The sequence below is a fragment of the Tropicibacter naphthalenivorans genome, assembly GCF_900176475.1.
GTDB classification, from domain to species: domain Bacteria; phylum Pseudomonadota; class Alphaproteobacteria; order Rhodobacterales; family Rhodobacteraceae; genus Tropicibacter; species Tropicibacter naphthalenivorans.
In genome coordinates, this window is the sequence record NZ_FWXX01000004.1 from 222,567 (window position 1) to 242,454 (window position 19,888).

The window sequence follows — 19,888 nt, forward strand, 5'->3', positions numbered from 1 at the left end:
ATCACGCACGGTGTCCGATCAGGCTTGCCCTTCGACAGGAGCGGGAGCAGAGTGGATTTCATTAGATACATCATATTTTTACGGAGGCGCAGCGCGTCGATGATCAAACAACTTCTGAACCCCGTGGGGCTTGCACTGATGGCGCTGGTTGCGGGACCGGTCAGCGCTCAGATGGTCGAAACACCCTATGCCACGGTCAAGGGCTGGGACGTGAACAGCATCCAGTTGGACGGCAGCTTTGCCGGCTGCGGGCCAGCAAGGTCGAGCGCGGCGAGTTGTTGGTCCTGACACTTAGCCAGTCCGGCACCTGGGAGATGTGGCTCAACACCAACCAAGGCGGGCGCTTTGGCGGCGGGGTCGTGGACATCGGCAAAGCCTCTGTCGACGCGCAATTCGGTTTTGACAGCGGCGTGGCCATGCGCGAGATCAGCGCCGCCGAGATCCCCTTGATCAAGGCGGGCCGCGAGTTTGGCGTGCAGATCAACGGCGATGGCCCGATGAAATACTGGTCGCTGACCGGCTCGACGGCGGCGATGCTCAAGGCCGAGGAATGCGGGCAGCGCCCCGGCCAATCGCGCGGCGCCCTCGCGGCCTGCCCCGACCAAGCCGCAGGCCAGCACGCTGGACATCCTGTTCGGCATGGCCAACGGCGAAAGCGGGATCGGCAACTGCAAGATGGGCTTTACCCAGATGTATCGCTGCACCTTTACCGGCGCGGTGCCGGACGCGGGCTATAGCTTTGCCATGGAAATCGCGGACACCGCGAACGAAAACCCCTCGTTGTTCGTGGCGGCGCATGGGGCGGGCTCGGCCGACGTCTGGGCCGCCTTCCCCGGCGAGCCGGACTGGATGTACATGGGGTATTGGGCCAAGACCACGAGCAATTGCCTTTTGCCCGAAGGTCCGGAATCCCCCGACGCGCAGGCCAACCTTGGGCAGGATGCTTGGGAAATCTGCATCCACTAAGGTACTTTAAAGCATTGCAATCACATAACAAAGGCCCGCACTGCGGGCCTTTATGCTGCCGCCCCATCACCCCCTACAGTGCGATCCGATCCCAAAAGGCGCGCTTGCGGGCGTGGGTATCTTGCAACGCCGCGAGGTAGTCGGCATGGGACAGGTGCGGGCCGTAGTCGGTGATCCCGCTGTCCGCCTCGGCGCAGGCCACCAGATGCCCGGCGGCGTGGCCATAGCGGCCCTTGCGCTGCCGGGTCAGGGCAAAGTCGATCATCGCCCGCCACAGCAGCACCGCCTGTAGCGGATGATGCGGCGACAGCGCCTCGGCCAGCGGCGTCAGCACCTCGTAGGCGTCGCCGTCGATCTGCCCAAGGCGTGCGTCGATCACCTGCTTGGCCAGCGGCAGATCGCGCACGGCCAGACAATAGGACAGCGCCTCCTCGACCGGCTCAAAGGTCGCAACCACTTGGCGCGCGGCATCCTCGGCGTCGATGTCGTCAAAGTCCGGCAGCAATTTCAGGTGGTGGCGCAGGGCGTCCGGGCAAAGCCGTTTCGCAAACCTCTGCCACAGCGCATCACGCAGCGCGTCCTTTTGCCCCAGCGCATCCAGACAGGCGAAATGCACGTCGTCCAGCTCTCGTGGGTCCAGCCAGTCGGCCTCGAACGCGTCGATGGCTTTGCGGATCAGGGTCAGCGCCTCTTCGGGGCGGCCCACCTCTAGCAGACGGGTGGCGGCGGCGGGAGCGATGGTGTGCTGGGTCAGCTGTTCGGGCGTGTACTGCGCAAGCCACGTGTCCACGTCGCCCAGCTGGTCGGCCACGTCCTGAAGGATGACTTCGGTGGTCCGATTGCGCCACTGCCGCGCCCGTGCCTCGCGCTCTGCCCGGTCCGAGATATAGTCGTAATGGTCCAGATCGGCGGCGGTCAGGGGGGCGTCCCGCGCCGCTTCGGCCCGTGCCTTGAGCGCGGCAAACCCCGCCTCGCCCAAGGCCGGGGCCAGCGCCGACACCGCATTGTCAAAAGCGCCGTAGCCGTCCCCGGTCATGGCCTCAAAGATGTCCCCGGCGAGGGTCTCTGGCGCGGCGGTCAGACGATCGGCCAGCCCCGCGATGGCGGTCATGGCCTGCTGGACCGTCTCGCCGATGGTGCCCCAGCTGTCATCGGTGCGCTCAAAAATCCCCTCGGCAAGATGCAACTGTGTCCACAGCAGGTCAAAAGCCGTATCCGGGGCGTCCGGCGCGATGCGCGTCTCGATCAGCTGGACCAGGCCGGTCAGCTCTGCCCCCAGCTTTTTCTGCGACTTGCGCGAGATATAGCTCTTGCCCCGCCGCAACTGGACAAAGCGTTTGCGGACATCGGCGGCCACCGCCTCTGGGCCTTGATCGGCGGCCAAAGCCATGCGCACCCGGCGCTGGCGGGCGGCATCGCCCTTGACCGCTTCGAGCAACAGATCGGCCAGCGTATCGGCCCCAAGCGCCAAGAGGTTCGCCTTGTTCAACGCCTTGCCAGCCATCCTGCCCCCTTTCGCATAAGCAAAAGGCGCCCGAGGGGCGCCTTGCGTGTGTCAGTCATCATCCGAGGCGGGCCTCAGTGCGTCCAGGCACCCCGACGATCCACTGCAAAGTTTTCGGCGTAGCCGCGCGGGCGGATGTTCGCCTTGCGCTTTTTCGGCTCGATCACCTGCGCGTCGATGCCGTGCTCCTTGGCATAGGCCAGCGCCGCCTCTTTGCTGTCAAAGCGCAGGCGCACCTGGGTCTGCGTGTCGGTGCTAGAGGTCCAGCCCATCAGCGGATCAACCTCGCGCGCGGATGCGGGCGCATAGTCGAGCATCCAGAACTTGGTCTTGGCCTGCCCAGACGACATGGCCGTTTTGGCCGGCTGATAGATACGTGCGCGCATGAAAGCCTCCGATTCAAGGACGCAGGCTTTATCCCCTCTTGGGGGCCTTTTTGCAAGTGGCCATGCCTTGCATGATTGTCACAGTTTTAAAGGCCTTAGCCGCTGTGATCACACCCCGAGGGTCACAAGCAGTCACCACGCGCCGCTGCTCCAAGGAGCGAGGGGAAGGAAGAGGAGGTCCCGGCGACACGGCGCTGCTTGCTGGCGTTTACCGTATCTGCGGCGCAGCATTGCGCAATGCGCGTTAAGTCGCATTGCGAAAGCGTTAATTTCACGGGTGAGACGCCGCCTGACAGGCCGTCTGCCGCCAGAAACTGACAGCAGCAGCCTTGCATCACCGGCCCCAAGTGCCACATTGGGGCTTGGCAGGCCCCGCGCCGCGGCGCGCAGCAGACGCCAAGGAGACGCCCGATGCACAACAACAATCCCCAGGCCATGCCCGCCCTGCACGCCCCCGCACCCGATGTGCGCGAGCGCGAAAAGCTGGAGGGCGGCAAGCGGTTCGTCATGCAGACCGAGTTCAGCGCCGCGGGCGACCAGCCCACCGCAATCGCGGAGCTGTCCTCTGGCGTGCTTGGGGGCGAGCACGATCAGGTGCTCTTGGGCGCGACCGGCACAGGCAAGACCTTTACCATGGCCAAGGTCATCGAAGAGACGCAAAGGCCCGCCATCATCCTTGCCCCGAACAAGACGCTGGCGGCGCAATTGTACGGCGAATTCAAGGGCTTCTTCCCCGATAACGCGGTGGAGTATTTCGTCAGTTACTACGACTACTACCAGCCCGAAGCCTATGTCGCCCGCAGCGACACCTACATTGAAAAAGAGAGCCAGATTAACGAACAGATCGACCGGATGCGCCACTCGGCCACGCGGGCGCTGCTGGAACGGGACGACGTGATCATCATCGCCTCGGTGTCGTGTATCTACGGCATCGGCTCGGTGGAAACCTACGGCGCCATGACGCTGGATCTGCACACAGGCAAAGAGTACGAGATGCGCGCCGTGATGGCCGATCTGGTGGCGCAGCAGTACCGCCGCAACGATCAGGCGTTCCAGCGCGGGTCGTTCCGGGTGCGCGGCGACAGCATCGAGGTCTGGCCCGCCCACCTCGAAGACCGCGCGTGGCGGCTGGCGTTTTTCGGCGACGAGCTGGAGGCGATCACCGAGTTCGACCCGCTCACCGGATCGAAAACCGATACTTTCGAACGGGTGCGCATCTACGCCAACAGCCACTACGTGACCCCGCGCCCGACGATGAACCAAGCGATCATCGGCATCAAACAAGAGCTGCGGCAACGGCTGGACCAGCTGGTGAACGAAGGCAAATTGCTCGAAGCGCAGCGGCTGGAACAGCGCACCAACTTTGACCTCGAAATGCTTGAGGCGACCGGCGTCTGCAACGGGATCGAGAACTATTCGCGCTATCTGACGGGCCGTGCACCGGGCGAGCCGCCCCCCACCCTGTTCGAGTTCATCCCCGACAATGCCATTGTTTTTGCAGACGAATCCCACGTCTCGGTGCCGCAGATCGGCGCGATGTACAAAGGCGACTACCGGCGCAAGTTCACGCTGGCCGAGCACGGCTTTCGCCTGCCGTCCTGCATGGACAACCGCCCGCTGAAGTTCGAGGAATGGGACGCCATGCGCCCGCAGTCGATCTTTGTCAGCGCGACCCCGGCGGCCTGGGAATTGGAGCAGGCGGGCGGCGTCTTTGCCGAGCAGGTCATTCGCCCGACGGGTCTGCTGGACCCGGTGGTTGAGATTCGCCCCGTGGACATGCAGGTGGACGATCTGCTGGACGAGGTACGCAAAGTCACGGCGGCGGGGATGCGCACCCTGTGCACAACGCTGACCAAGCGTATGGCCGAGGACCTGACCGAGTATATGCACGAGCAGGGCATCAAGGTCCGCTATATGCACAGCGACATCGACACCATTGAACGCATTGAAATCCTTCGAGATTTGCGGCTTGGGGCGTTTGACGTGCTGATCGGGATCAACCTCTTGCGCGAAGGCTTGGACATCCCCGAATGCGGGCTGGTGGCCATTCTGGATGCGGATAAAGAGGGCTTTTTGCGGTCCGAGACGTCCTTGATCCAGACCATTGGCCGCGCCGCGCGCAACGCCGACGGGCGGGTCATCATGTACGCCGACCGCATCACCGGCAGCATGGAGCGCGCGCTGGCCGAGACAGAGCGCCGCCGCACCAAGCAGATCGCCTATAACGAGGAACACGGGATCACCCCCGCCACCGTCAAAAAGAACGTCGAGGACATTCTGGCCGGCCTGTACCAAGGCGACACCGACCAGTCGCGCGTCACTGCGACGATCGACAACAGCTTTGCCGGGTCGAACCTTCAGGCGGTTCTGGACGGGCTCAAGGCCGACATGCGCAAGGCCGCCGAGAACCTCGAATTCGAAGAGGCGGCGCGTCTGCGCGACGAGGTCAAGCGGCTTGAAGCCGTCGATCTGGCGGTGTCGGACGACCCCTTGGCGCGGCAACAAGCGGTGGAAAAGGCGTCTGCCGATGCGGTCAAGGCCAAGGGCCGCAGCACCGCAGGGCGCCCCGGTCAGCGCGGTGGGGTCAAGCGGCGCAAGCGTTAACGCCCCCCTTGCCATTTGCCAAAAGCGCACCATTTACAACTCTGCCGGACGTTGATCGACCGGCCGAGCCGGGGCCGCTGTGGCCCCCGCGCGTTGCTCTTTTCGGAGTGGACCTGATGCGCCCCCTTTTGGCTGCCGCCTTTGCCCTGATTGCCCTGCCCGCCCTTGCCGACACTGCGCAAGGGACGGTCAAAACCTTTGATCCCGCCTCGGGGATGCTGATCCTTGAGGACGGCACCGTCTGGACGCTTGGCGCGTCGGCGACCCCGCAGGAATTGCTGACGGGCGCTGAGGTCATCTTGACCTTCACGGCGGGCACCGACAGCACCGCCCCCAAGGTCACCGCCGTAGAAAAGTTGTGAAGCCGGGAACCAAATACGCCCTTGGCCGTTGTCCTACCAGACGCAGACATTAACACCCCACGGGAGTAAGTGACTATGGAATATGGTATTTTCGGCCTCATCATTCTGGTTCTGGACATCTACGCGATTTATCAGACCCTGACCTCTCCGGCCTCGACTGTGGCCAAGATCGTCTGGACCCTCGCGATCCTGATCCTGCCGGTTCTGGGCTTTATCGCATGGCTCGTGGCCGGTCCGCGTGGCGGCACTTCGGCCCACGTGTAAGACACATATCAAAGGCACTAACCAGTACCAAGGCGGGCTCCCTCAGCCCGCCTTTTTCTATGCGCCTGTCATTTTTGCCCGAAATTTACCTAGCGTAAAGCAACAGCCCCCGTGACGTGGCTCACAGCGCCGAATCTACCAATAGCGCAATTTTCCTTCATCAAATCGACTTTAGGGGGATCAACCAAAAGCTGATTTGGTGACAGGGAGGCAGCGCAGATTCCAGCGCTGAATTTTCCTCCAAATTTCTAAACGCAGCGGCCCATTCCGGCCCGCAAATACATTTTGGAGAAGACCTATGACCACCTATCATGAATTTGACCAAGCCGCGATCGACGAAGCCCTCGAGACCGCCCATGCGCATTACGCCGACCGCAAAATGCTGATGACGCAACAGGTCCAAGGCCTTGCCGACAGCGGTCACATGGCGCTTGCGGCGCAGTGCATCAAGGTGACGGTCGAGGATGGCAAAGTTTGCCTGAACCTGCCGCTGGGCATTGGCAAGGTTTGCCTGCCGATCCCCGCAAAATTCCCCGCTGGCACCGTCGCGCAGGCTTGCCTGTCGATCTGCACCACCTGGGGCATCCCCACCGGCGTGCGCGTTTCCGTGGAAATCGCAGGCATCACCGTCGTCAGCCAGTCCTTTGGCAAGTGCTAAGGCGCAATCCCTAAAACCAAGGGTGGCCCCCGCGCGGGGCCGCCTTTTTAACGCAGGTTAATGCAGGTCAATGCAAACCGTCCGCGCCGTGTTTGAGGATCACCGGCACGATCAGATCCTCTTCGTCCTCAAGATGGCGCGACAGCAGCGCCTCGAACGACAGCACTTCGGCGTGAAAGGCGCCCGGCTCGGCGGTGTCTTGGAGCACGCCATTCGCCGCCACGGTAAAGCGGTTCAGCAAGCCGTCCATGGCGTGGTGGTCCTTGTCGAGGATATCAAACCCGCGCTGCAAAGACGTCTCGCGGCGGCTGAGCACCGGAAAGTAATGCGCATCCTCGATCTGGTGGTGGCCGTGCAACTGCTGCACCAGCATCCCGCCAAAGCGCGACACCCGCGCCTTGTACTGTTTTGGGTCGATGCCCTTGTCGACCGCCAACTCGGCGTCGCTGCGCAGCATGTCGCACAGCCGCCGGAACATCAGGTGACGGTCCAGCCAGAATTCCACCAGCCCAGCGAAATTCGCATGCTGTTGCCAATCGGCGCGGGGATAGTGCTCCAGCAGAGCCTTGAGAGCATCGGGCAGACCCGTGCGGGCCGTAAGATCAAGTTCGTCCATAATGGGCCTCCGTTGCCGCTAAGGTGCCGCGAAAGCCCCTACTGTCAACGCAGTACGTGCACAGCACAGGTGGCGTGGCGCACAACCTGCGCCGCGGTCGAGCCGATCAGCAGGTCCTGCATCCCCGGACGGTGGCTGGCGAGCACGATCAGATCGGTGCCGTTGGCTTCGGCCCAGTCAAGGATGGTCCGCCCCGAGTGCCCCTCGATCACAAGGCCGACGCCACCGGGAATGGTCGCAGCCAGATCGTGCAGCTCGCCTTCGATGGCGGCACGGGCCTGCGCGCTGTAATCGGCGGGCATATAGTTGATGGCATAGCCGGGAACCCGCTCCATCACGTGCATCAAGGTGATGCTTGCGCCCTCGTCCGCCAGCTTTTGCGCCACGGCGATCTCTGCCTTGATCTTGGCGTCGCTGCCCTCGTCAAAGGCGATGGGGACCAGAATATTCTTGTACATTTTGACGTACCTCCTACGATCGAAGGTGCGCCCTATCCTTTCGAGACGCCTTGATTCAGGTCATGCCAAATTGCGGCCATGGCCCCAGCACATTCCCGCCATAATTTTTCAATAACCCTAATGAAGGCGAAAGAACGCGCCAGCAAATACCTCCGCGCGCTGTCAGAAGGCGAGCAACGGACTGACCAAACTGCCATGTGTGTGGCCCCGCGCGGGTGACACCGTGGGGTCGCTGTCATTGCCCGAGAGGAATTCGCCGATGCGTTACCTGATTGCCGAGACCAGCTGGACCATGATGACCCTTGCTCAAGAGCTGTGCGCCAATGGCACGCTTTTGACTCGCACGGACCGTCCCGAGGACGTGCCGCAGTACCTGCGTCTGGGTCAGGCGGACTTGCTGCTGCTTGAGGCGGATCAGTTGGGGCAAAACGGGCTGGCGCTGGCGTCGCTGCGGGCCGAGTTCCCCGATACCCCCATCGCGCTGGTCGCGTCCAAGCCGAACCACGAACAGATCGCATCCTGGCTGGGCGCCGGGGCCGATTGCATCGTGCCCGCAGAGGCCGAGCCAGAGGAAACAATCATGCGTCTTCAGGCGGTTGTGCGCCGGGTGCACGATCTGGCGACGCCCGAAGTGGCGCATGGCCCGCTGCGCATCGACCTGCACCAGCGCAAGGCATTCCTGCTGGGCTGCCCGATCAAGCTGTCGCCCAAGCTGTACGAGCTGCTGGAATACATCGCGCTGCGTCCGGGCCGTCTGGTCACCCGCGCCGAGCTGCTGTCGCATGTTTACGGGCTGGAGGACGAGCCGGACGCCCGCGTCTTTGACGTCTACATCTGCAACCTGCGCGCCTGCCTCAAGGCAGCTTGCGGCGCGGTCGATATTGAAACCGTCCGGGGGTCCGGGTTTCGCTTTGCGGTTCACGACAGCCCGGCTCAGATCGCAGCCTGATCCGGCAGGTTACGCGCGATAAGTCGCCGCGACCTCGTACAAGACCGGCTCGAACGTGCGGCACAGCGCGTTCAGCTGACGATTCCTCTCTCTCATCTCTGCCGACCGCAGCATGGCCTGAAAGTCCTCTCTCCTTTCCCATTGTGAATAGTTGGCGATGCGCGTTTGCGCGTCATTCACATGCAGCCCGGCGGCGATAAAGCCGGGCTGTTTTGATATAAAACTGTCGTAAGCATCCTGAAGCGCCTCGAGCAGGTCCTGGCATGTGCCGGGGCTGGTCTCGAACGTGGTGATGACAGTCTGCGCGCTGGTCTGGTCGTCGATCTGTGGCATGATGGGCCTCCTCCTGATGGGATCATGGCACGAAACCGGCCCGTGACCAAATCCCGCCACGTGCCGCAAATTCGCCGCAATTGCCCCGTTTTCCTTGACAGAATCCCCCCCCAAGGGCCAAAGAAGGAGCCAAGCAATAAAAAGCCCCAAAGCGGGCGAGCAGCACAGGATCGGCCTTTCGACATGAGCAACAGCCAGCGTATCGAGGATTCCGTCCGGGAAACCATCATCTCGCGTCCCGACATCATTCTGGACGACAAGGAAATGATGCACGCGCTGATCGCCGCGAACGAACGCGCCATGGGCGGCAATATCATCGACCTGCGCGGCATTGCCATGGAACGCCTTGAGGCGCGTCTTGACCGGCTCGAAGACACGCATCGCAGCGTGATCGCCGCCGCCTACGAGAACCTCGCCGGCACCAACCAGATTCACCGCGCGATCCTGCGTATGCTTGACCCGCTGGAGTTTGAGCCTTTCCTCAAGGATCTCGGGGGCGAAGTGGCGCAGATCCTGCGTGTCGACGTGGTCAAGCTGGTGCTGGAATCCGCCGTCAACGACAACGAACCTGTGGTGCGCCGTCTGGGCGACGTGCTGTCCGTGGCCGAGCCGGGTTTCGTCGAAAGCTACCTGTCTGCGGGCCGCGAAGCGCCGCTGCGTCAGGTGACCCTGCGCCAGTTGCAGCAGGGCGACGGCCGCATCTACGGCGACAAGGCCGAGTGGATTCGCTCCGAAGCCTGCCTCAAGCTCGATTTTGGCCCTGGCCGTCTGCCCGGTCTGTTGGTCATGGGCGCCGAGGACCCGCATCAGTTTACCCCCCAGCAAGGCACCGACCTGCTGTCCTTCTTTGCTGGGGTGTTCGAACGCGCCATGCGCCGTTGGCTGGCCTGACGCCGCCGCTCTTCGGGGGACAAACGCTTGGGAGCATTGCAAAATGACTCTGACGATTTCTCCGCAGGCGCGGGATGCGCTGTCGCATTGGCTTGACGCGCAAAGCGCCCTGAAAGGCGCGGCGCAGAACACGCTGACCGCCTATCGCACCGATGTGGCCGAGTTCATCGCCTTTCTGACCCACCACCACGCCGAACCGCAGGGGCTCGCGCCCTTGGCCCGGATCACGGTGCAGGACATGCGGTCGTGGATGGCGCATCTGCGCGGGCAAGAGATCGCGCCGCGGTCGATCGCGCGCAAGCTGTCCGCCGTCAAAAGTTTTTACCGCTGGCTGGCCGAGCGCGAAGGCTTTGAGCCGACCGCCGTGCTGTCCGCCCGCGCGCCTAAGTTCCAGAAAAAGCTGCCCCGCCCCCTGTCGCAGGATGCCGCCCGCGCGATGATCGACACGGTCGAGCTGCAATCGACCACCGGCTGGCAGGGCGCGCGCGACGCCGCCGTGGTGACGTTGCTGTACGGTTGCGGCTTGCGGATTTCCGAGGCCTTGGGCCTGAAAGGGCGCGATCTGCCGCTGGGCCAGACCCTGCGGATCGTCGGTAAGGGCGGCAAAGAGCGAATCGTCCCGGTCCTGCCCGTGGCGCGGCGCGCGGTCGAGGCCTACCTGACGCTTTGCCCCCACCCCATGTCGCCGGACGAAGCGCTGTTTCGCGGGGCGCGCGGCGGGGCGCTGAACCCGCGCCACATCGCCAAGGTGACCGAACAGGCGCGGATGCAGCTGGGCTTGCCCGCCACCGCCACGCCCCACGCCATGCGCCACAGCTTTGCCACGCACCTGCTCTCTGCGGGCGGCGACCTGCGCGAGATCCAGGAACTGCTGGGCCACGCGTCCCTGTCGACGACGCAGGCCTATACCTCGGTCGATCAGGTCCACCTGATGAAGGTCTACGAGGCCTGCCACCCCAAGGCCTAAACCGCTCTTGCCGACCCGCCGCTTGGCTGAAACAGTGCGGGAAAGGATAAGGAGCCGACCATGAAACTCTTACATTCGGGCGCCTCGCCCTTTGTGCGCAAGGTGATGGTGACCTTGCACGAAACCGGCCAGTTCGACGACGTGGAAAAGATCGACGTGGCCACCACGCCGCTGGCGCCCGACGCCGGGCTGATCGCCGCCAACCCGGTGGGCAAGATCCCCGCCCTGCTGCGCGCCGACCGCCCCGCGCTGTACGACAGCCGCGTCATTTGCCGCTATCTGGACGACCGCGCCAAGGCAGGCCTGTATCCCGAAAGCCGTCTTTGGGACACGCTGACGCTAGAGGCGACCGGCGACGGGATCATGGATGCCGCCGTCCTGATCGTCTACGAAGAGCGGTTTCGCCCCGCCGAGAAGGTGTCGATGGAGTGGATTGAGGGGCAATGGGCCAAGGTCGCCCGCGCGCTGGACGCACTGGACACACGCTGGATCAGCCACCTGAGCGGGCCGCTGGACATGGGGCAGATCAGCGTCGGCTGTGCACTGGGATACCTTGATTTCCGCCATGACGTGCGCAGCTGGCGCACCGGACGCGATGGTCTTGCCGCGTGGTTCGATACCTTCAAGACGCGCGAATCAATGCTGGCCACTGCACCCTAAAGGAAAGGCCCGCGCAGGGTGCACGGGCCTGTATGGCGTGTGAAAGGCGGGAATCTCTCGCCTTTTTTATTTAGAAGTTCACGGAAAAACCGACGTTCAGCGCGTTGGTCTTAATGTTTGTTTTAAACGTGCCGCCCTGATCAAAGGTGCCGTTGTTGTGCGAGAAGGTGAACTGATACTCGCCGAACAGCGAATAGCGATCGTTGATCTGGTAGCTCGCCCCGGCAATCGCGCGCACGGCGGGGCCGGTCAGCTGAAAGCCATAGGTGCGCGAGCCGCTGGCATGAGTCGCATCCACATGCGGAAAGGCAAAGCCGATCCCGCCGCCCACATAGGGGGTCACGTTGCCCCATTTGTTGCTCCAACGCTTCATCACGTTGACGGTCGCGACATTATGCCCGTCCGAGAATTCCATCCGCGAAAAGCCCAACTTAGCCCGCGTGGCCGAGGGCATATACGCCTTGGTGTGGGTGTATTCGAGCGCGAAGCCCAGATCCTCGGTGCGCCACCATGTGGCCCGCGCGCCATAGTAGGGCGGCGGCGAAAAGGACTTGCCCGTCCAGCCGACAAGCTCGTCGTAGGACCCGCCCCCATTGGGCAGATCGCCGCTGATGCGGCTGTGCGGCAGGGTCTGCCAGCCAGTATAAAAGGACAATTCCACCTCGGCGGCAGCGGGCGCAGCCAGGGCAGAGACGAGGGCGGTCGAGAGAATCAGGTGTCGCATCACGGGCCTTCCTTGAACGAACACGAACAGATAATGCCTGTCCGACGTGGGTTTCAACCGCGACACAACCGCGCTAAAGCGACCTGAGGCCTTTTGAGCGCTTTACCACTTAAAGGTACACCGTTACATACCGGGCCGGAAACGTCGCAGACTCCCTGCGGCCAACGGTTTATTGCGGCCCGTGCGGCCCCCAAGCAATGGAGCGAACCTCGTGTCAAACGCAGAAGATCACGAAGGCACCCGGAGGGACTTCCTCTACTACGCCGCAGCAGGCGCGGGTGTCGTCACCACCGGTGCGGCAGTCTGGCCTTTGGTCAACCAAATGAACCCGTCCGCCGACGTGCGCGCCCTGTCGACCATCCGTGTCGACGTGTCCGGCGTGTCCGAAGGCAGCCAGCTGACGGTCAAGTGGCTTGGTAAGCCGGTGTTCATCCGCCGCCGCCTGCCCGCCGAAATCGAAGACGCCCAGAGCGTCGACGTCTCCGCGCTGGCGGACCCGATTGCGCGCAACGCCAACCTTGATGGCGCAGCAGACGCAACCGACGCCAACCGTTCGCTGGACGCGGACGGCCAGTGGCTGGTGATGATGGGTGTGTGTACGCACCTGGGCTGCGTGCCGCTGGGCAACGCGGGCGATTTCACCGTCGAAGGTGTTGGTGGCGGCTGGTTCTGCCCCTGCCACGGCTCTCACTACGACACGGCTGGCCGTATCCGCAAAGGTCCGGCGCCCGAGAACCTGCCGGTCCCGCCGGCCGAGTTCGTCGACGAAACCACCATTCTGCTGGGATAAGGAACGCTAAACATGGCCGGTATTCCGCACGATCATTACGAGCCCACAACGGGCGCCGAGAAGTGGCTGCACAAGCGTCTCCCCATTGTGGGCCTTCTCTATGACACCATCATGATCCCCACGCCCAAGAACCTGAACTGGATGTGGATCTGGGGCATCATCCTGACCTTCTGCCTTGCGTTGCAGATCGTCACCGGCATCGTGCTGGTGATGCACTACACGCCGCATGTGGACCTGGCGTTTGCCTCGGTCGAGCACATCATGCGCAACGTGAACGGCGGCTACATGCTGCGTTACCTGCACGCCAACGGCGCGTCGCTGTTCTTTATCGCTGTGTACGCGCACATCTTCCGCGGCCTGTACTACGGGTCGTACAAGGCGCCCCGCGAAATCACCTGGATCATCGGTATGCTGATCTTCCTGGCGATGATGGGCACCGCGTTCATGGGCTACGTTCTGCCCTGGGGTCAGATGTCCTTCTGGGGCGCGACCGTGATCACCGGCCTGTTCGGTGCGATCCCGCTGATCGGTGAGCCGATCCAGACCTGGCTGCTGGGCGGGCCCGCGGTGGACAACGCCACGCTGAACCGCTTCTTCTCGCTGCACTACCTGCTGCCCTTCGTGATCGCGGCCCTTGTCGCCGTTCACATCTGGGCGTTCCACACCACGGGCAACAACAACCCGACCGGTGTCGAAGTGCGCCGCACCTCGAAGGCAGACGCCGAGAAGGACACCGTTCCGTTCTGGCCCTACTTCGTGATCAAGGACCTGTTCGCGCTGGCCGTGATCCTCGCCGTGTTCTTTGCCATCGTTGGCTTCATGCCGAACTACCTTGGCCACCCGGACAACTACATCGAAGCGAACCCGCTCTCGACCCCTGCACACATCGTTCCGGAATGGTACTTCCTGCCGTTCTACGCGATCCTGCGTGCCTTCACCGCTGATGTCTGGGCCGTTCAGTTCGCGTCCTTCATCACCGGCGGCATCGTTGACGCCAAGTTCTTTGGTGTTCTGGCGATGTTCGGCGCGATTGCCGTGATGGCTCTGGCCCCGTGGCTGGACACCTCGACCGTGCGTTCGGGCCGTTACCGCCCGACGTTCAAGTGGTGCTTCTGGGTGCTGGTCGTGGACTTCTTTGCCCTGATGTGGCTGGGCGCCATGCCCGCTGAAGAGCCCTACGCGTCGTTCTCGCTGATCGCGTCGGCCTACTGGTTCGCCTACTTCTTGGTGATCCTGCCGCTGCTGGGTGTGATCGAAAAGCCGCTGCCGCGCCCCGCGACCATCGAAGAAGACTTCGAGGCGCATTACGGCAAGTCGTCCAACACGACGCCTGCTGAATAAGAAAGGACCGATAGAGATGTTCAAGAAACTCACGCTTTCGGCCCTCACGGCCCTGGCCCTTTCTGCTGGCGGCGCATTTGCCGCTGGCGGCGAAGGCCACATCGAGGACTTTGATTTCTCGTTCGAGGGTCCGTTTGGCACCTATGACCAGATGCAGCTGCAACGCGGTCTCAAGGTCTATACCGAAGTCTGCGCGGCCTGCCACGGTCTCAAGTTCGTTCCGATTCGCTCGCTGGGCGAAGAGGGCGCACTGGGCTACTCCGAGGACGAAGTGCGCGCCTACGCGGCGCAGAACTTCGAAGTGTTCGACGAAGAGCTGGACGATTTCCGCCCGGCCCGTCCGGCGGACAACTTCCCGGAAAACACCGGCGTTGGCGCACCGGACCTGTCCTTGATGGCAAAGGCGCGCGCTGGCTTCCACGGTCCTTACGGTCTGGGCATCAACCAGATGGTCAAGGGCATGGGCGGCGCGGAATACATCGCATCGCTGCTGACCGGCTACACCGGTGAGACCAAGGAAGAAGCAGGCGTGACCCTGTATGCCAACACCGCCTTCCCGGGTGGCTGGATTTCCATGGCGCCGCCGCTGGCCGGTGAAGACGTTGATTTCGACGACGGTCACAGCAACTCGCTGCACCACGAGTCGCAGGACGTTGCGGCCTTTCTGATGTGGACCGCCGAGCCCAAGATGATGGCCCGCAAGCAGGCTGGCTTTGTCGGCGTGTTCTTCCTGGTTGTTCTGTCGGTGCTGCTGTACCTCGTGAACAAGCGCATCTGGAAGCCGGTCAAGTACGGCCGCAAGGACTAAGCTTTTCTGAGCTTTGACAATAAGAAAGCCCCGCCGGATCTGGCGGGGCTTTTTCGTTGGGGCGCTTTTGGGGCGTTTAGCCCACGTAATCGACAAAGGCGCGCGGCGGGTCGTCAAAGAACTCTTGCGTCGGCTGCGGCGGATGCGCCTGCCCGTCCGCCACAAGGATCACCCCATCGGCAAAGCGCCGCGCGTCCTCGGGGTCGTGGGTCACCATCAAGACGGTCGCGCCCAGCCGGTCTGCCACTTCGGTGACCAGCCCCAGCATCTCGACCTTGAGCGCAGGCCCCAGCGCCGCGAAAGGCTCGTCCAGCAGGATCACGGGCCGCGCTTGCAGCAGCACCCGCGCCAGCGCCGCCCTGCCCTGCTGCCCGCCCGACAGCGTGCCGGGTTTTCGGTCGTCATAACCGCTCAGGCCGACGCGGGTCAGCGCCTCTGCGACCTGTTGCGCGGCGTCCGGGCTTAGCCGTCCACCATCGGGACGCAGCGCCAGCCCAAGGTTGCGCGCCACGGTCAGGTGAGGAAAAAGGTTTGCGTCCTGAAACAGGATCGACACCGGGCGCTGCTCTGGCGGCGATTGGGTGATCTCTGCGCCATCGCAAAGGATCGTCCCTGCGTGCATGGGCCGAAACCCCGCAATCGCATCCAGCAAGGTCGACTTACCCGCGCCTGACGGCCCCAGGACCGCCAGTTTCTGCCGCGCCGGGACCACGAAATTCGCCGCCAAGTCCCCGCCATCCATGGCAATCTTGATGTCTCGCAGGTCAAGCATCCGCCCGCCCTCCTCTATCGAACAGCCAGAACAGCGCCAGCGACAGCCCCAGCAACAATAGCGCCGCGCCCGCCGCTGCCTCCATCTGGTAGGCGCCCATCAGGCGGTAGACCTGCAGGGGCAAGGTCGTGCGGTCCGGGTCGGCGAACAGCGCGATGACGCCCAAATCACCCATGGCCAGCGCCGCCGTCAGCCCTCCGGCAAAGCCCAGGGGCCTGCGCAACCGTGGCAGCCAGACCAGCCGCAGCCATGCGCCGCGCGTCATCCTTAACGTCGCGCGCAGGCGGGCAAAATCCGCCTCGACCGCCTCGGCTTCGGGGCGCAAAATCCGCAAGGCAAAGGGCAAGGCCATCAGCGCATTCACCAGCCCCGTCACCGGCAGGGCCATACTGAACGGGTTTACATAAGGCCGCAGCATCAAGAAAATCCCCGCCCCCAGCACCAGCGGCGAAATGGCGATGGCCGCCAGCGACAACAGTTCCCCGCGCTTGCTCGCCAGCGGGAAAGCCCACGCAAGGCACAGCGCCGTCGACCCCAGCGCCACCGCCAGAGAATGCCCCGCCGCGCGATACGTGTCGGCGTTCAGCAGCGCCAGCCCCGGCGCGCCCTTGAGGATCACTGCGCCGAGCGGCACCAACAAAAAGCTCGCCGCAATGGCCAACCACGCGGCGTCCCAGCCTCGGGCCCAAAGGCTGCGCCCGTCCCAACGGGCCACTTGCCGGTCGCGCCCCACGCCGAACCCATCCATATGCGAAACTTTCAGTGCAACGATGCCCGCGATCAGCGCCAAGGCCAGTTGCATCACCGCCAAGACAGCGGCGCGCCCAAGGTCAAAATCGAACCGCATGGCTTGATAAATCGCCAGTTCCACGGTGGTGGCGCGCGGGCCGCCGCCCAGCGTCAACGCTACGGCAAAGGAGGTCAGGCAGATCACGAAAATCACCGCAAAAGCCCCCGGCGCGATCCGCCGAATCAACGGCCATTCGATGGTGCGGAAAAACGCCCAAGGCCCAAGTCCGAGGGACGCCGCCAATCGAAACCGCTCTGCCGGGATGGCCAGATGCGCTTGGAGCAGCATCCGCGTCGCCAGCGGAAGATTAAAGAATACATGGGCCAAGACGACGCCGTGCAGCCCGTAGACGTCGATTTTGGGCAGGCCAACCGTGGTTAGGATTGCGTTCACCACGCCGTTCTGACCGAAAACCGCGATCAAGCCGATAACCGCGACGATCACCGGCAAGATAAACGGCGCGCCCATAAGCGTGACCAAAACGCCCCGCCCTGCGAACCTGCGCCGTGCAAAGGCGCGCGCCACCGGGATCGCAAGGATCACGGAAAAGCCCGCAGACAGAAGGGCTTGGAACAGGGTAAAGCGAAAGGCGTGCCAATCACCCGGTCCGATGGCCCCAAGTCCGCCCGCGCGCAAAACCACGGCGACAATCGGCCCAAGTGTCAAAGACACGAGGGCCAATGCCGCGATGATCCCCGCTGATGTCAGCGGTCGTTTTATTGCGACAACGCGGCGCGCCATGCCTCGATGGCCGCGTCCCGCACCTCGGCCGCCTCATCCTCGGAGTAGAACAGCACGTTTTCCGGCAGGTCGAGCTTTTGGAAGCCCTCGGGCCACTGTGCCTGATCCAAAGCTGCCGGGATCGACCAGTTGCCCGTGGCGATCATGGACTGGAAATCCTGAGAAAGGATGAAGTCCATGAAGTCCTGCGCCAATTCCGGCTGGTCGCTGCCCGCCACCTTGGCGGCCAGTTCGACCATGAAGTAGTGCCCCTCGGGGAAGATCGCGGCCTTTTTCGTCTCATCGCCCTCGGCGATGATGTGATAGGCGGGCGAGGTTGTGTAGCTTAGGACCATATCCGCTTCGCCATCGGTGAACAGACCGTAGCTTTCGGACCAACCCTTTGTCACGGTTACGATTTTCGGCGCGAGCTTGGCCCAAGCGTCCTGCGCCTGATCGCCATAGACCGACTGCACCCACAGCACCAGCGCGAGGCCCGAAATCGAGCTGCGCGGGTCTTGGATCACCAGACGCAGATCGTCCGGCGCGTCCAGCAACGCTTGGAACGACGCGGGCGGCGTGGTTACTTTTTCGGTATTATAGATGAACGCCGTGTGACCGTAGTTGAACGGCAAGAACACGTTATCGGTCCACTCCAGCGGCAGCGTCAGCGGCGACAGGTCCACGCCATGCGGCGCGAACAGCCCGGACTCGCGGGCCTTTTTCGTCACATCGGTGTTGAGGCCGATGACCACGTCAGCCTCGGTGCGTTCGCCTTCGAGCATCAGGCGCGGCAGCAGATCGCCGGGCTTGAACTGCAAATCGCAGTCACACTGCGCCTCGAACAGCTCTTCGATCTTGGGGCCCGGCCCCCACTCTGATGTGAAGTAATCCGGCGCGTAGACGGTCAGCGTCTCGGCCGAGGCGGCGGTTGCAAGGAAAAATCCCGCTGCAAGAAAAGGTGCCTTCATGGCGTCCTCCAAAAATGCGGCGAGAGGGTAAAATGTCGCGACGGGGCGCTGCACCTTCCCTCCGCCGGTTTTAACCGGTTCAGGTTCAACGGGTTGATGCGGGTACGCAAATCTCAGCTGAGTTGTCTCTCAGCACCCCGAGGCACTGGGGAACCTAGGGCCGGTGCGGCGGTCTTGCAAGCCGAAATGCCTTGAGCCGCCGCGCGCCCTGCCCTAGGACACCCCCAAAGGAGACACGCCCATGAGCATGAACACGTTTGGACATCTCTTCCGAGTCACCACCTGGGGTGAAAGCCACGGACCCGCGTTGGGCGCCACGGTCGATGGCTGCCCTCCGGGGATCGAAATCACCGAAGAGATGCTTCAGCATTGGCTCGACAAGCGCAAACCCGGCCAGAACAAATACACCACGCAGCGGCGCGAACCCGATGCGGTGCGGATTCTGTCCGGCATGTTCGAAGGCAAGACGACCGGCACGCCGATCCAGTTGATGATCGAGAACACCGATCAGCGGTCCAAGGATTACGGCGATATCGTCGAAAAGTTCCGCCCCGGCCACGCGGATATCACCTATTGGCAGAAATACGGAATTCGTGATTACCGCGGCGGCGGACGCTCTTCGGCGCGAGAAACCGCGGCGCGGGTTGCGGCGGGTGGCGTGGCGCGGGCGGCTTTGGCGGCGTTGATGCCGGGGGTCGAGATCGCCGGGTACATGGTGCAAATGGGCGCGCGAAAGGCGGAGCCCTCGCGGTATGATTTGGCGCAGATTGAGCAGAACCCGTTCTGGTGCCCGGATGCCGAAACCGCCGAAGCCTGGGCCGCCGATCTGGATGCGTTGCGCAAGTCCGGCGACAGCGTTGGCGCGGTGGTCGAGGTCACGGCGCGCGGCGTGCCCGCCGGGCTGGGGGCGCCGATTTACGGCAAGCTGGACACCGATATTACGGCAGCCATGATGTCGATCAACGCGGTGAAGGCCGTCGAAATCGGCGACGGCATGGCGGCGGCCTGTCTGACCGGCACCGAGAATGCCGATGAGATTCGCATGGGGCCGAATGGGCCGGAGTATTCCTCGAACCATGCGGGGGGGATCTTGGGGGGGATTTCCACCGGGCAAGAAATCATCACCCGGTTCGCGGTCAAGCCGACGTCGTCGATCCTGACGACGCGCAAGACGATCACCAAATCGGGCGAAGACACCGAGATCATCACAAAGGGGCGTCACGATCCCTGCGTCGGCATCCGCGCGGTTCCCGTTGGCGAAGCGATGATGGCCTGTGTGTTGCTGGATCACTTGCTGTTGCATCGAGGCCAAATCGGCGAGGCCGGTGGGCGGATTGGACCGCAGGGCTAACCC

24 protein-coding genes and 1 riboswitch are annotated in these 19,888 nt (G+C 63.3%); of the genes, 15 read left to right on the plus strand and 9 right to left on the minus strand.

Going from position 1 to position 19,888, the window contains the following annotated elements:
- The first annotated feature begins 99 nt into the window (after window positions 1–99).
- The 3 genes from B9A11_RS21130 to B9A11_RS10910 are packed head-to-tail and all read left to right on the plus strand — an operon-like array spanning window position 100 to window position 966.
- A complete protein-coding gene (locus B9A11_RS21130; protein WP_143595855.1) occupies window positions 100–288 on the plus strand; it encodes a hypothetical protein in 189 nt (62 codons plus the stop codon).
- On the plus strand, window positions 279–737 hold the full coding sequence (locus B9A11_RS10905) for a hypothetical protein (protein WP_143595856.1): 459 nt from the start codon (window positions 279–281) through the stop codon (window positions 735–737). The genes B9A11_RS21130 and B9A11_RS10905 overlap by 10 nt, the downstream gene beginning before the upstream one ends.
- Complete coding sequence (locus tag B9A11_RS10910) at window positions 691–966, plus strand: hypothetical protein (protein ID WP_058247560.1); 276 nt, start codon at window positions 691–693, stop codon at window positions 964–966. Before B9A11_RS10905 ends, B9A11_RS10910 begins: the two co-directional genes overlap by 47 nt.
- A 73-nt stretch (window positions 967–1,039) precedes the next feature.
- Here B9A11_RS10910 and B9A11_RS10915 read toward each other — a convergent pair whose 3' ends face one another.
- The gene (locus B9A11_RS10915) at window positions 1,040–2,470 is read right to left on the minus strand and encodes a DUF6880 family protein (RefSeq protein ID WP_058247561.1); all 1,431 of its coding nucleotides are present in this window, start codon (window positions 2,468–2,470) and stop codon (window positions 1,040–1,042) included.
- Window positions 2,471–2,544: 74 nt separating this feature from the next.
- The gene (locus tag B9A11_RS10920; RefSeq protein WP_058247562.1) at window positions 2,545–2,856 is read right to left on the minus strand and encodes an ETC complex I subunit; all 312 of its coding nucleotides are present in this window, start codon (window positions 2,854–2,856) and stop codon (window positions 2,545–2,547) included.
- Between the two features lie 411 nt (window positions 2,857–3,267).
- Between B9A11_RS10920 and uvrB the strand changes: the two genes are divergently transcribed.
- The 4 genes from uvrB (at window position 3,268) to B9A11_RS10940 (ending at window position 6,744) form a co-directional block, all read left to right on the plus strand.
- Window positions 3,268–5,460 carry an excinuclease ABC subunit UvrB gene (uvrB, locus tag B9A11_RS10925; protein WP_058247563.1) on the plus strand — a complete coding sequence of 731 codons (2,193 nt, stop codon included), beginning with the start codon at window positions 3,268–3,270 and terminating at the stop codon, window positions 5,458–5,460.
- A gap of 116 nt (window positions 5,461–5,576) precedes the next feature.
- Window positions 5,577–5,822, plus strand: coding sequence for a hypothetical protein (locus B9A11_RS10930; protein ID WP_058247564.1), 246 nt, complete (start codon window positions 5,577–5,579; stop codon window positions 5,820–5,822).
- 75 nt (window positions 5,823–5,897) lie between these two features.
- Entirely contained in the window at window positions 5,898–6,086 is a 189-nt protein-coding gene (locus tag B9A11_RS10935; RefSeq protein WP_058247565.1) for a PLD nuclease N-terminal domain-containing protein, read from the plus strand.
- A gap of 298 nt (window positions 6,087–6,384) precedes the next feature.
- A complete protein-coding gene (locus B9A11_RS10940) occupies window positions 6,385–6,744 on the plus strand; it encodes a hypothetical protein (protein WP_058247566.1) in 360 nt (119 codons plus the stop codon).
- A gap of 67 nt (window positions 6,745–6,811) precedes the next feature.
- Here the strand turns inward: B9A11_RS10940 and B9A11_RS10945 are convergent, their stop codons facing one another.
- Together B9A11_RS10945 and B9A11_RS10950 are read right to left on the minus strand one after the other, a co-directional pair.
- The gene (locus tag B9A11_RS10945; protein WP_058247567.1) at window positions 6,812–7,360 is read right to left on the minus strand and encodes a hemerythrin domain-containing protein; all 549 of its coding nucleotides are present in this window, start codon (window positions 7,358–7,360) and stop codon (window positions 6,812–6,814) included.
- A 44-nt stretch (window positions 7,361–7,404) separates the two neighbouring features.
- The gene (locus B9A11_RS10950; RefSeq protein WP_058247568.1) at window positions 7,405–7,818 is read right to left on the minus strand and encodes a universal stress protein; all 414 of its coding nucleotides are present in this window, start codon (window positions 7,816–7,818) and stop codon (window positions 7,405–7,407) included.
- A gap of 259 nt (window positions 7,819–8,077) precedes the next feature.
- On the opposite strand from B9A11_RS10950, the gene B9A11_RS10955 reads away from it, so the two are divergent.
- Window positions 8,078–8,767, plus strand: coding sequence for a winged helix-turn-helix transcriptional regulator (locus tag B9A11_RS10955; protein ID WP_058247569.1), 690 nt, complete (start codon window positions 8,078–8,080; stop codon window positions 8,765–8,767).
- 9 nt (window positions 8,768–8,776) lie between these two features.
- Here the strand turns inward: B9A11_RS10955 and B9A11_RS10960 are convergent, their stop codons facing one another.
- Window positions 8,777–9,100, minus strand: a complete 324-nt coding sequence (locus tag B9A11_RS10960; protein ID WP_058247570.1) for an antibiotic biosynthesis monooxygenase family protein — start codon at window positions 9,098–9,100, stop codon at window positions 8,777–8,779.
- 183 nt (window positions 9,101–9,283) lie between these two features.
- Between B9A11_RS10960 and B9A11_RS10965 the strand changes: the two genes are divergently transcribed.
- Genes B9A11_RS10965 through B9A11_RS10975 form a run of 3 tightly spaced genes read left to right on the plus strand, consistent with a single transcriptional unit; the run spans window position 9,284 to window position 11,618 of the window.
- On the plus strand, window positions 9,284–9,991 hold the full coding sequence (locus B9A11_RS10965) for a DUF484 family protein (RefSeq protein ID WP_058247571.1): 708 nt from the start codon (window positions 9,284–9,286) through the stop codon (window positions 9,989–9,991).
- Between the two features lie 43 nt (window positions 9,992–10,034).
- Window positions 10,035–10,958, plus strand: coding sequence for a tyrosine recombinase XerC (locus B9A11_RS10970; RefSeq protein WP_058247572.1), 924 nt, complete (start codon window positions 10,035–10,037; stop codon window positions 10,956–10,958).
- Between the two features lie 60 nt (window positions 10,959–11,018).
- Window positions 11,019–11,618 carry a glutathione S-transferase gene (locus B9A11_RS10975; protein ID WP_058247573.1) on the plus strand — a complete coding sequence of 200 codons (600 nt, stop codon included), beginning with the start codon at window positions 11,019–11,021 and terminating at the stop codon, window positions 11,616–11,618.
- Window positions 11,619–11,688: 70 nt separating this feature from the next.
- Here the strand turns inward: B9A11_RS10975 and B9A11_RS10980 are convergent, their stop codons facing one another.
- A complete protein-coding gene (locus B9A11_RS10980; protein ID WP_058247574.1) occupies window positions 11,689–12,342 on the minus strand; it encodes an outer membrane protein in 654 nt (217 codons plus the stop codon).
- 211 nt (window positions 12,343–12,553) lie between these two features.
- Here B9A11_RS10980 and petA point away from each other — a divergent pair, with 211 nt between their 5' ends.
- Genes petA through B9A11_RS10995 form a run of 3 tightly spaced genes read left to right on the plus strand, consistent with a single transcriptional unit; the run spans window position 12,554 to window position 15,281 of the window.
- Window positions 12,554–13,132 carry a ubiquinol-cytochrome c reductase iron-sulfur subunit gene (gene petA / locus B9A11_RS10985; RefSeq protein WP_058247575.1) on the plus strand — a complete coding sequence of 193 codons (579 nt, stop codon included), beginning with the start codon at window positions 12,554–12,556 and terminating at the stop codon, window positions 13,130–13,132.
- A 12-nt stretch (window positions 13,133–13,144) separates the two neighbouring features.
- Complete coding sequence (gene petB / locus B9A11_RS10990; RefSeq protein ID WP_058247576.1) at window positions 13,145–14,473, plus strand: cytochrome b; 1,329 nt, start codon at window positions 13,145–13,147, stop codon at window positions 14,471–14,473.
- Window positions 14,474–14,489: 16 nt separating this feature from the next.
- Window positions 14,490–15,281 carry a cytochrome c1 gene (locus B9A11_RS10995; protein ID WP_058247577.1) on the plus strand — a complete coding sequence of 264 codons (792 nt, stop codon included), beginning with the start codon at window positions 14,490–14,492 and terminating at the stop codon, window positions 15,279–15,281.
- A gap of 76 nt (window positions 15,282–15,357) precedes the next feature.
- Here the strand turns inward: B9A11_RS10995 and B9A11_RS11000 are convergent, their stop codons facing one another.
- The 3 genes from B9A11_RS11000 to thiB are packed head-to-tail and all read right to left on the minus strand — an operon-like array spanning window position 15,358 to window position 18,534.
- Window positions 15,358–16,053, minus strand: a complete 696-nt coding sequence (locus B9A11_RS11000) for a thiamine ABC transporter ATP-binding protein (RefSeq protein WP_058247578.1) — start codon at window positions 16,051–16,053, stop codon at window positions 15,358–15,360.
- Window positions 16,046–17,584, minus strand: coding sequence for a thiamine/thiamine pyrophosphate ABC transporter permease ThiP (locus B9A11_RS11005; RefSeq protein WP_058247579.1), 1,539 nt, complete (start codon window positions 17,582–17,584; stop codon window positions 16,046–16,048). The genes B9A11_RS11000 and B9A11_RS11005 overlap by 8 nt, the downstream gene beginning before the upstream one ends.
- Window positions 17,560–18,534, minus strand: coding sequence for a thiamine ABC transporter substrate binding subunit (thiB, locus tag B9A11_RS11010; RefSeq protein WP_058247580.1), 975 nt, complete (start codon window positions 18,532–18,534; stop codon window positions 17,560–17,562). Before thiB ends, B9A11_RS11005 begins: the two co-directional genes overlap by 25 nt.
- Window positions 18,535–18,573: 39 nt before the next feature.
- A riboswitch (TPP riboswitch) is annotated at window positions 18,574–18,684 on the minus strand.
- A gap of 91 nt (window positions 18,685–18,775) precedes the next feature.
- Here thiB and aroC point away from each other — a divergent pair.
- Complete coding sequence (gene aroC, locus B9A11_RS11015; RefSeq protein ID WP_058247581.1) at window positions 18,776–19,885, plus strand: chorismate synthase; 1,110 nt, start codon at window positions 18,776–18,778, stop codon at window positions 19,883–19,885.
- The last annotated feature ends 3 nt before the right edge of the window (window positions 19,886–19,888 follow it).

What these genes read in the sequence shown, in the direction of transcription:
- B9A11_RS21130 (WP_143595855.1), top strand. Translation starts at nt 100, where the DNA reads ATGATCAAACAACTTCTGAACCCCGTGGGGCTTGCACTGATGGCGCTG.
- B9A11_RS10910 (WP_058247560.1), top strand. Translation starts at nt 691, where the DNA reads ATGTATCGCTGCACCTTTACCGGCGCGGTGCCGGACGCGGGCTATAGC.
- B9A11_RS10915 (WP_058247561.1), bottom strand. Translation starts at nt 2,470, where the DNA reads ATGGCTGGCAAGGCGTTGAACAAGGCGAACCTCTTGGCGCTTGGGGCC.
- B9A11_RS10920 (WP_058247562.1), bottom strand. Translation starts at nt 2,856, where the DNA reads ATGCGCGCACGTATCTATCAGCCGGCCAAAACGGCCATGTCGTCTGGG.
- uvrB (WP_058247563.1), top strand. Translation starts at nt 3,268, where the DNA reads ATGCACAACAACAATCCCCAGGCCATGCCCGCCCTGCACGCCCCCGCA.
- B9A11_RS10930 (WP_058247564.1), top strand. Translation starts at nt 5,577, where the DNA reads ATGCGCCCCCTTTTGGCTGCCGCCTTTGCCCTGATTGCCCTGCCCGCC.
- B9A11_RS10935 (WP_058247565.1), top strand. Translation starts at nt 5,898, where the DNA reads ATGGAATATGGTATTTTCGGCCTCATCATTCTGGTTCTGGACATCTAC.
- B9A11_RS10940 (WP_058247566.1), top strand. Translation starts at nt 6,385, where the DNA reads ATGACCACCTATCATGAATTTGACCAAGCCGCGATCGACGAAGCCCTC.
- B9A11_RS10945 (WP_058247567.1), bottom strand. Translation starts at nt 7,360, where the DNA reads ATGGACGAACTTGATCTTACGGCCCGCACGGGTCTGCCCGATGCTCTC.
- B9A11_RS10950 (WP_058247568.1), bottom strand. Translation starts at nt 7,818, where the DNA reads ATGTACAAGAATATTCTGGTCCCCATCGCCTTTGACGAGGGCAGCGAC.
- B9A11_RS10955 (WP_058247569.1), top strand. Translation starts at nt 8,078, where the DNA reads ATGCGTTACCTGATTGCCGAGACCAGCTGGACCATGATGACCCTTGCT.
- B9A11_RS10960 (WP_058247570.1), bottom strand. Translation starts at nt 9,100, where the DNA reads ATGCCACAGATCGACGACCAGACCAGCGCGCAGACTGTCATCACCACG.
- B9A11_RS10965 (WP_058247571.1), top strand. Translation starts at nt 9,284, where the DNA reads ATGAGCAACAGCCAGCGTATCGAGGATTCCGTCCGGGAAACCATCATC.
- B9A11_RS10970 (WP_058247572.1), top strand. Translation starts at nt 10,035, where the DNA reads ATGACTCTGACGATTTCTCCGCAGGCGCGGGATGCGCTGTCGCATTGG.
- B9A11_RS10975 (WP_058247573.1), top strand. Translation starts at nt 11,019, where the DNA reads ATGAAACTCTTACATTCGGGCGCCTCGCCCTTTGTGCGCAAGGTGATG.
- B9A11_RS10980 (WP_058247574.1), bottom strand. Translation starts at nt 12,342, where the DNA reads ATGCGACACCTGATTCTCTCGACCGCCCTCGTCTCTGCCCTGGCTGCG.
- petB (WP_058247576.1), top strand. Translation starts at nt 13,145, where the DNA reads ATGGCCGGTATTCCGCACGATCATTACGAGCCCACAACGGGCGCCGAG.
- B9A11_RS10995 (WP_058247577.1), top strand. Translation starts at nt 14,490, where the DNA reads ATGTTCAAGAAACTCACGCTTTCGGCCCTCACGGCCCTGGCCCTTTCT.
- B9A11_RS11000 (WP_058247578.1), bottom strand. Translation starts at nt 16,053, where the DNA reads ATGCTTGACCTGCGAGACATCAAGATTGCCATGGATGGCGGGGACTTG.
- B9A11_RS11005 (WP_058247579.1), bottom strand. Translation starts at nt 17,584, where the DNA reads ATGGCGCGCCGCGTTGTCGCAATAAAACGACCGCTGACATCAGCGGGG.
- thiB (WP_058247580.1), bottom strand. Translation starts at nt 18,534, where the DNA reads ATGAAGGCACCTTTTCTTGCAGCGGGATTTTTCCTTGCAACCGCCGCC.
- aroC (WP_058247581.1), top strand. Translation starts at nt 18,776, where the DNA reads ATGAGCATGAACACGTTTGGACATCTCTTCCGAGTCACCACCTGGGGT.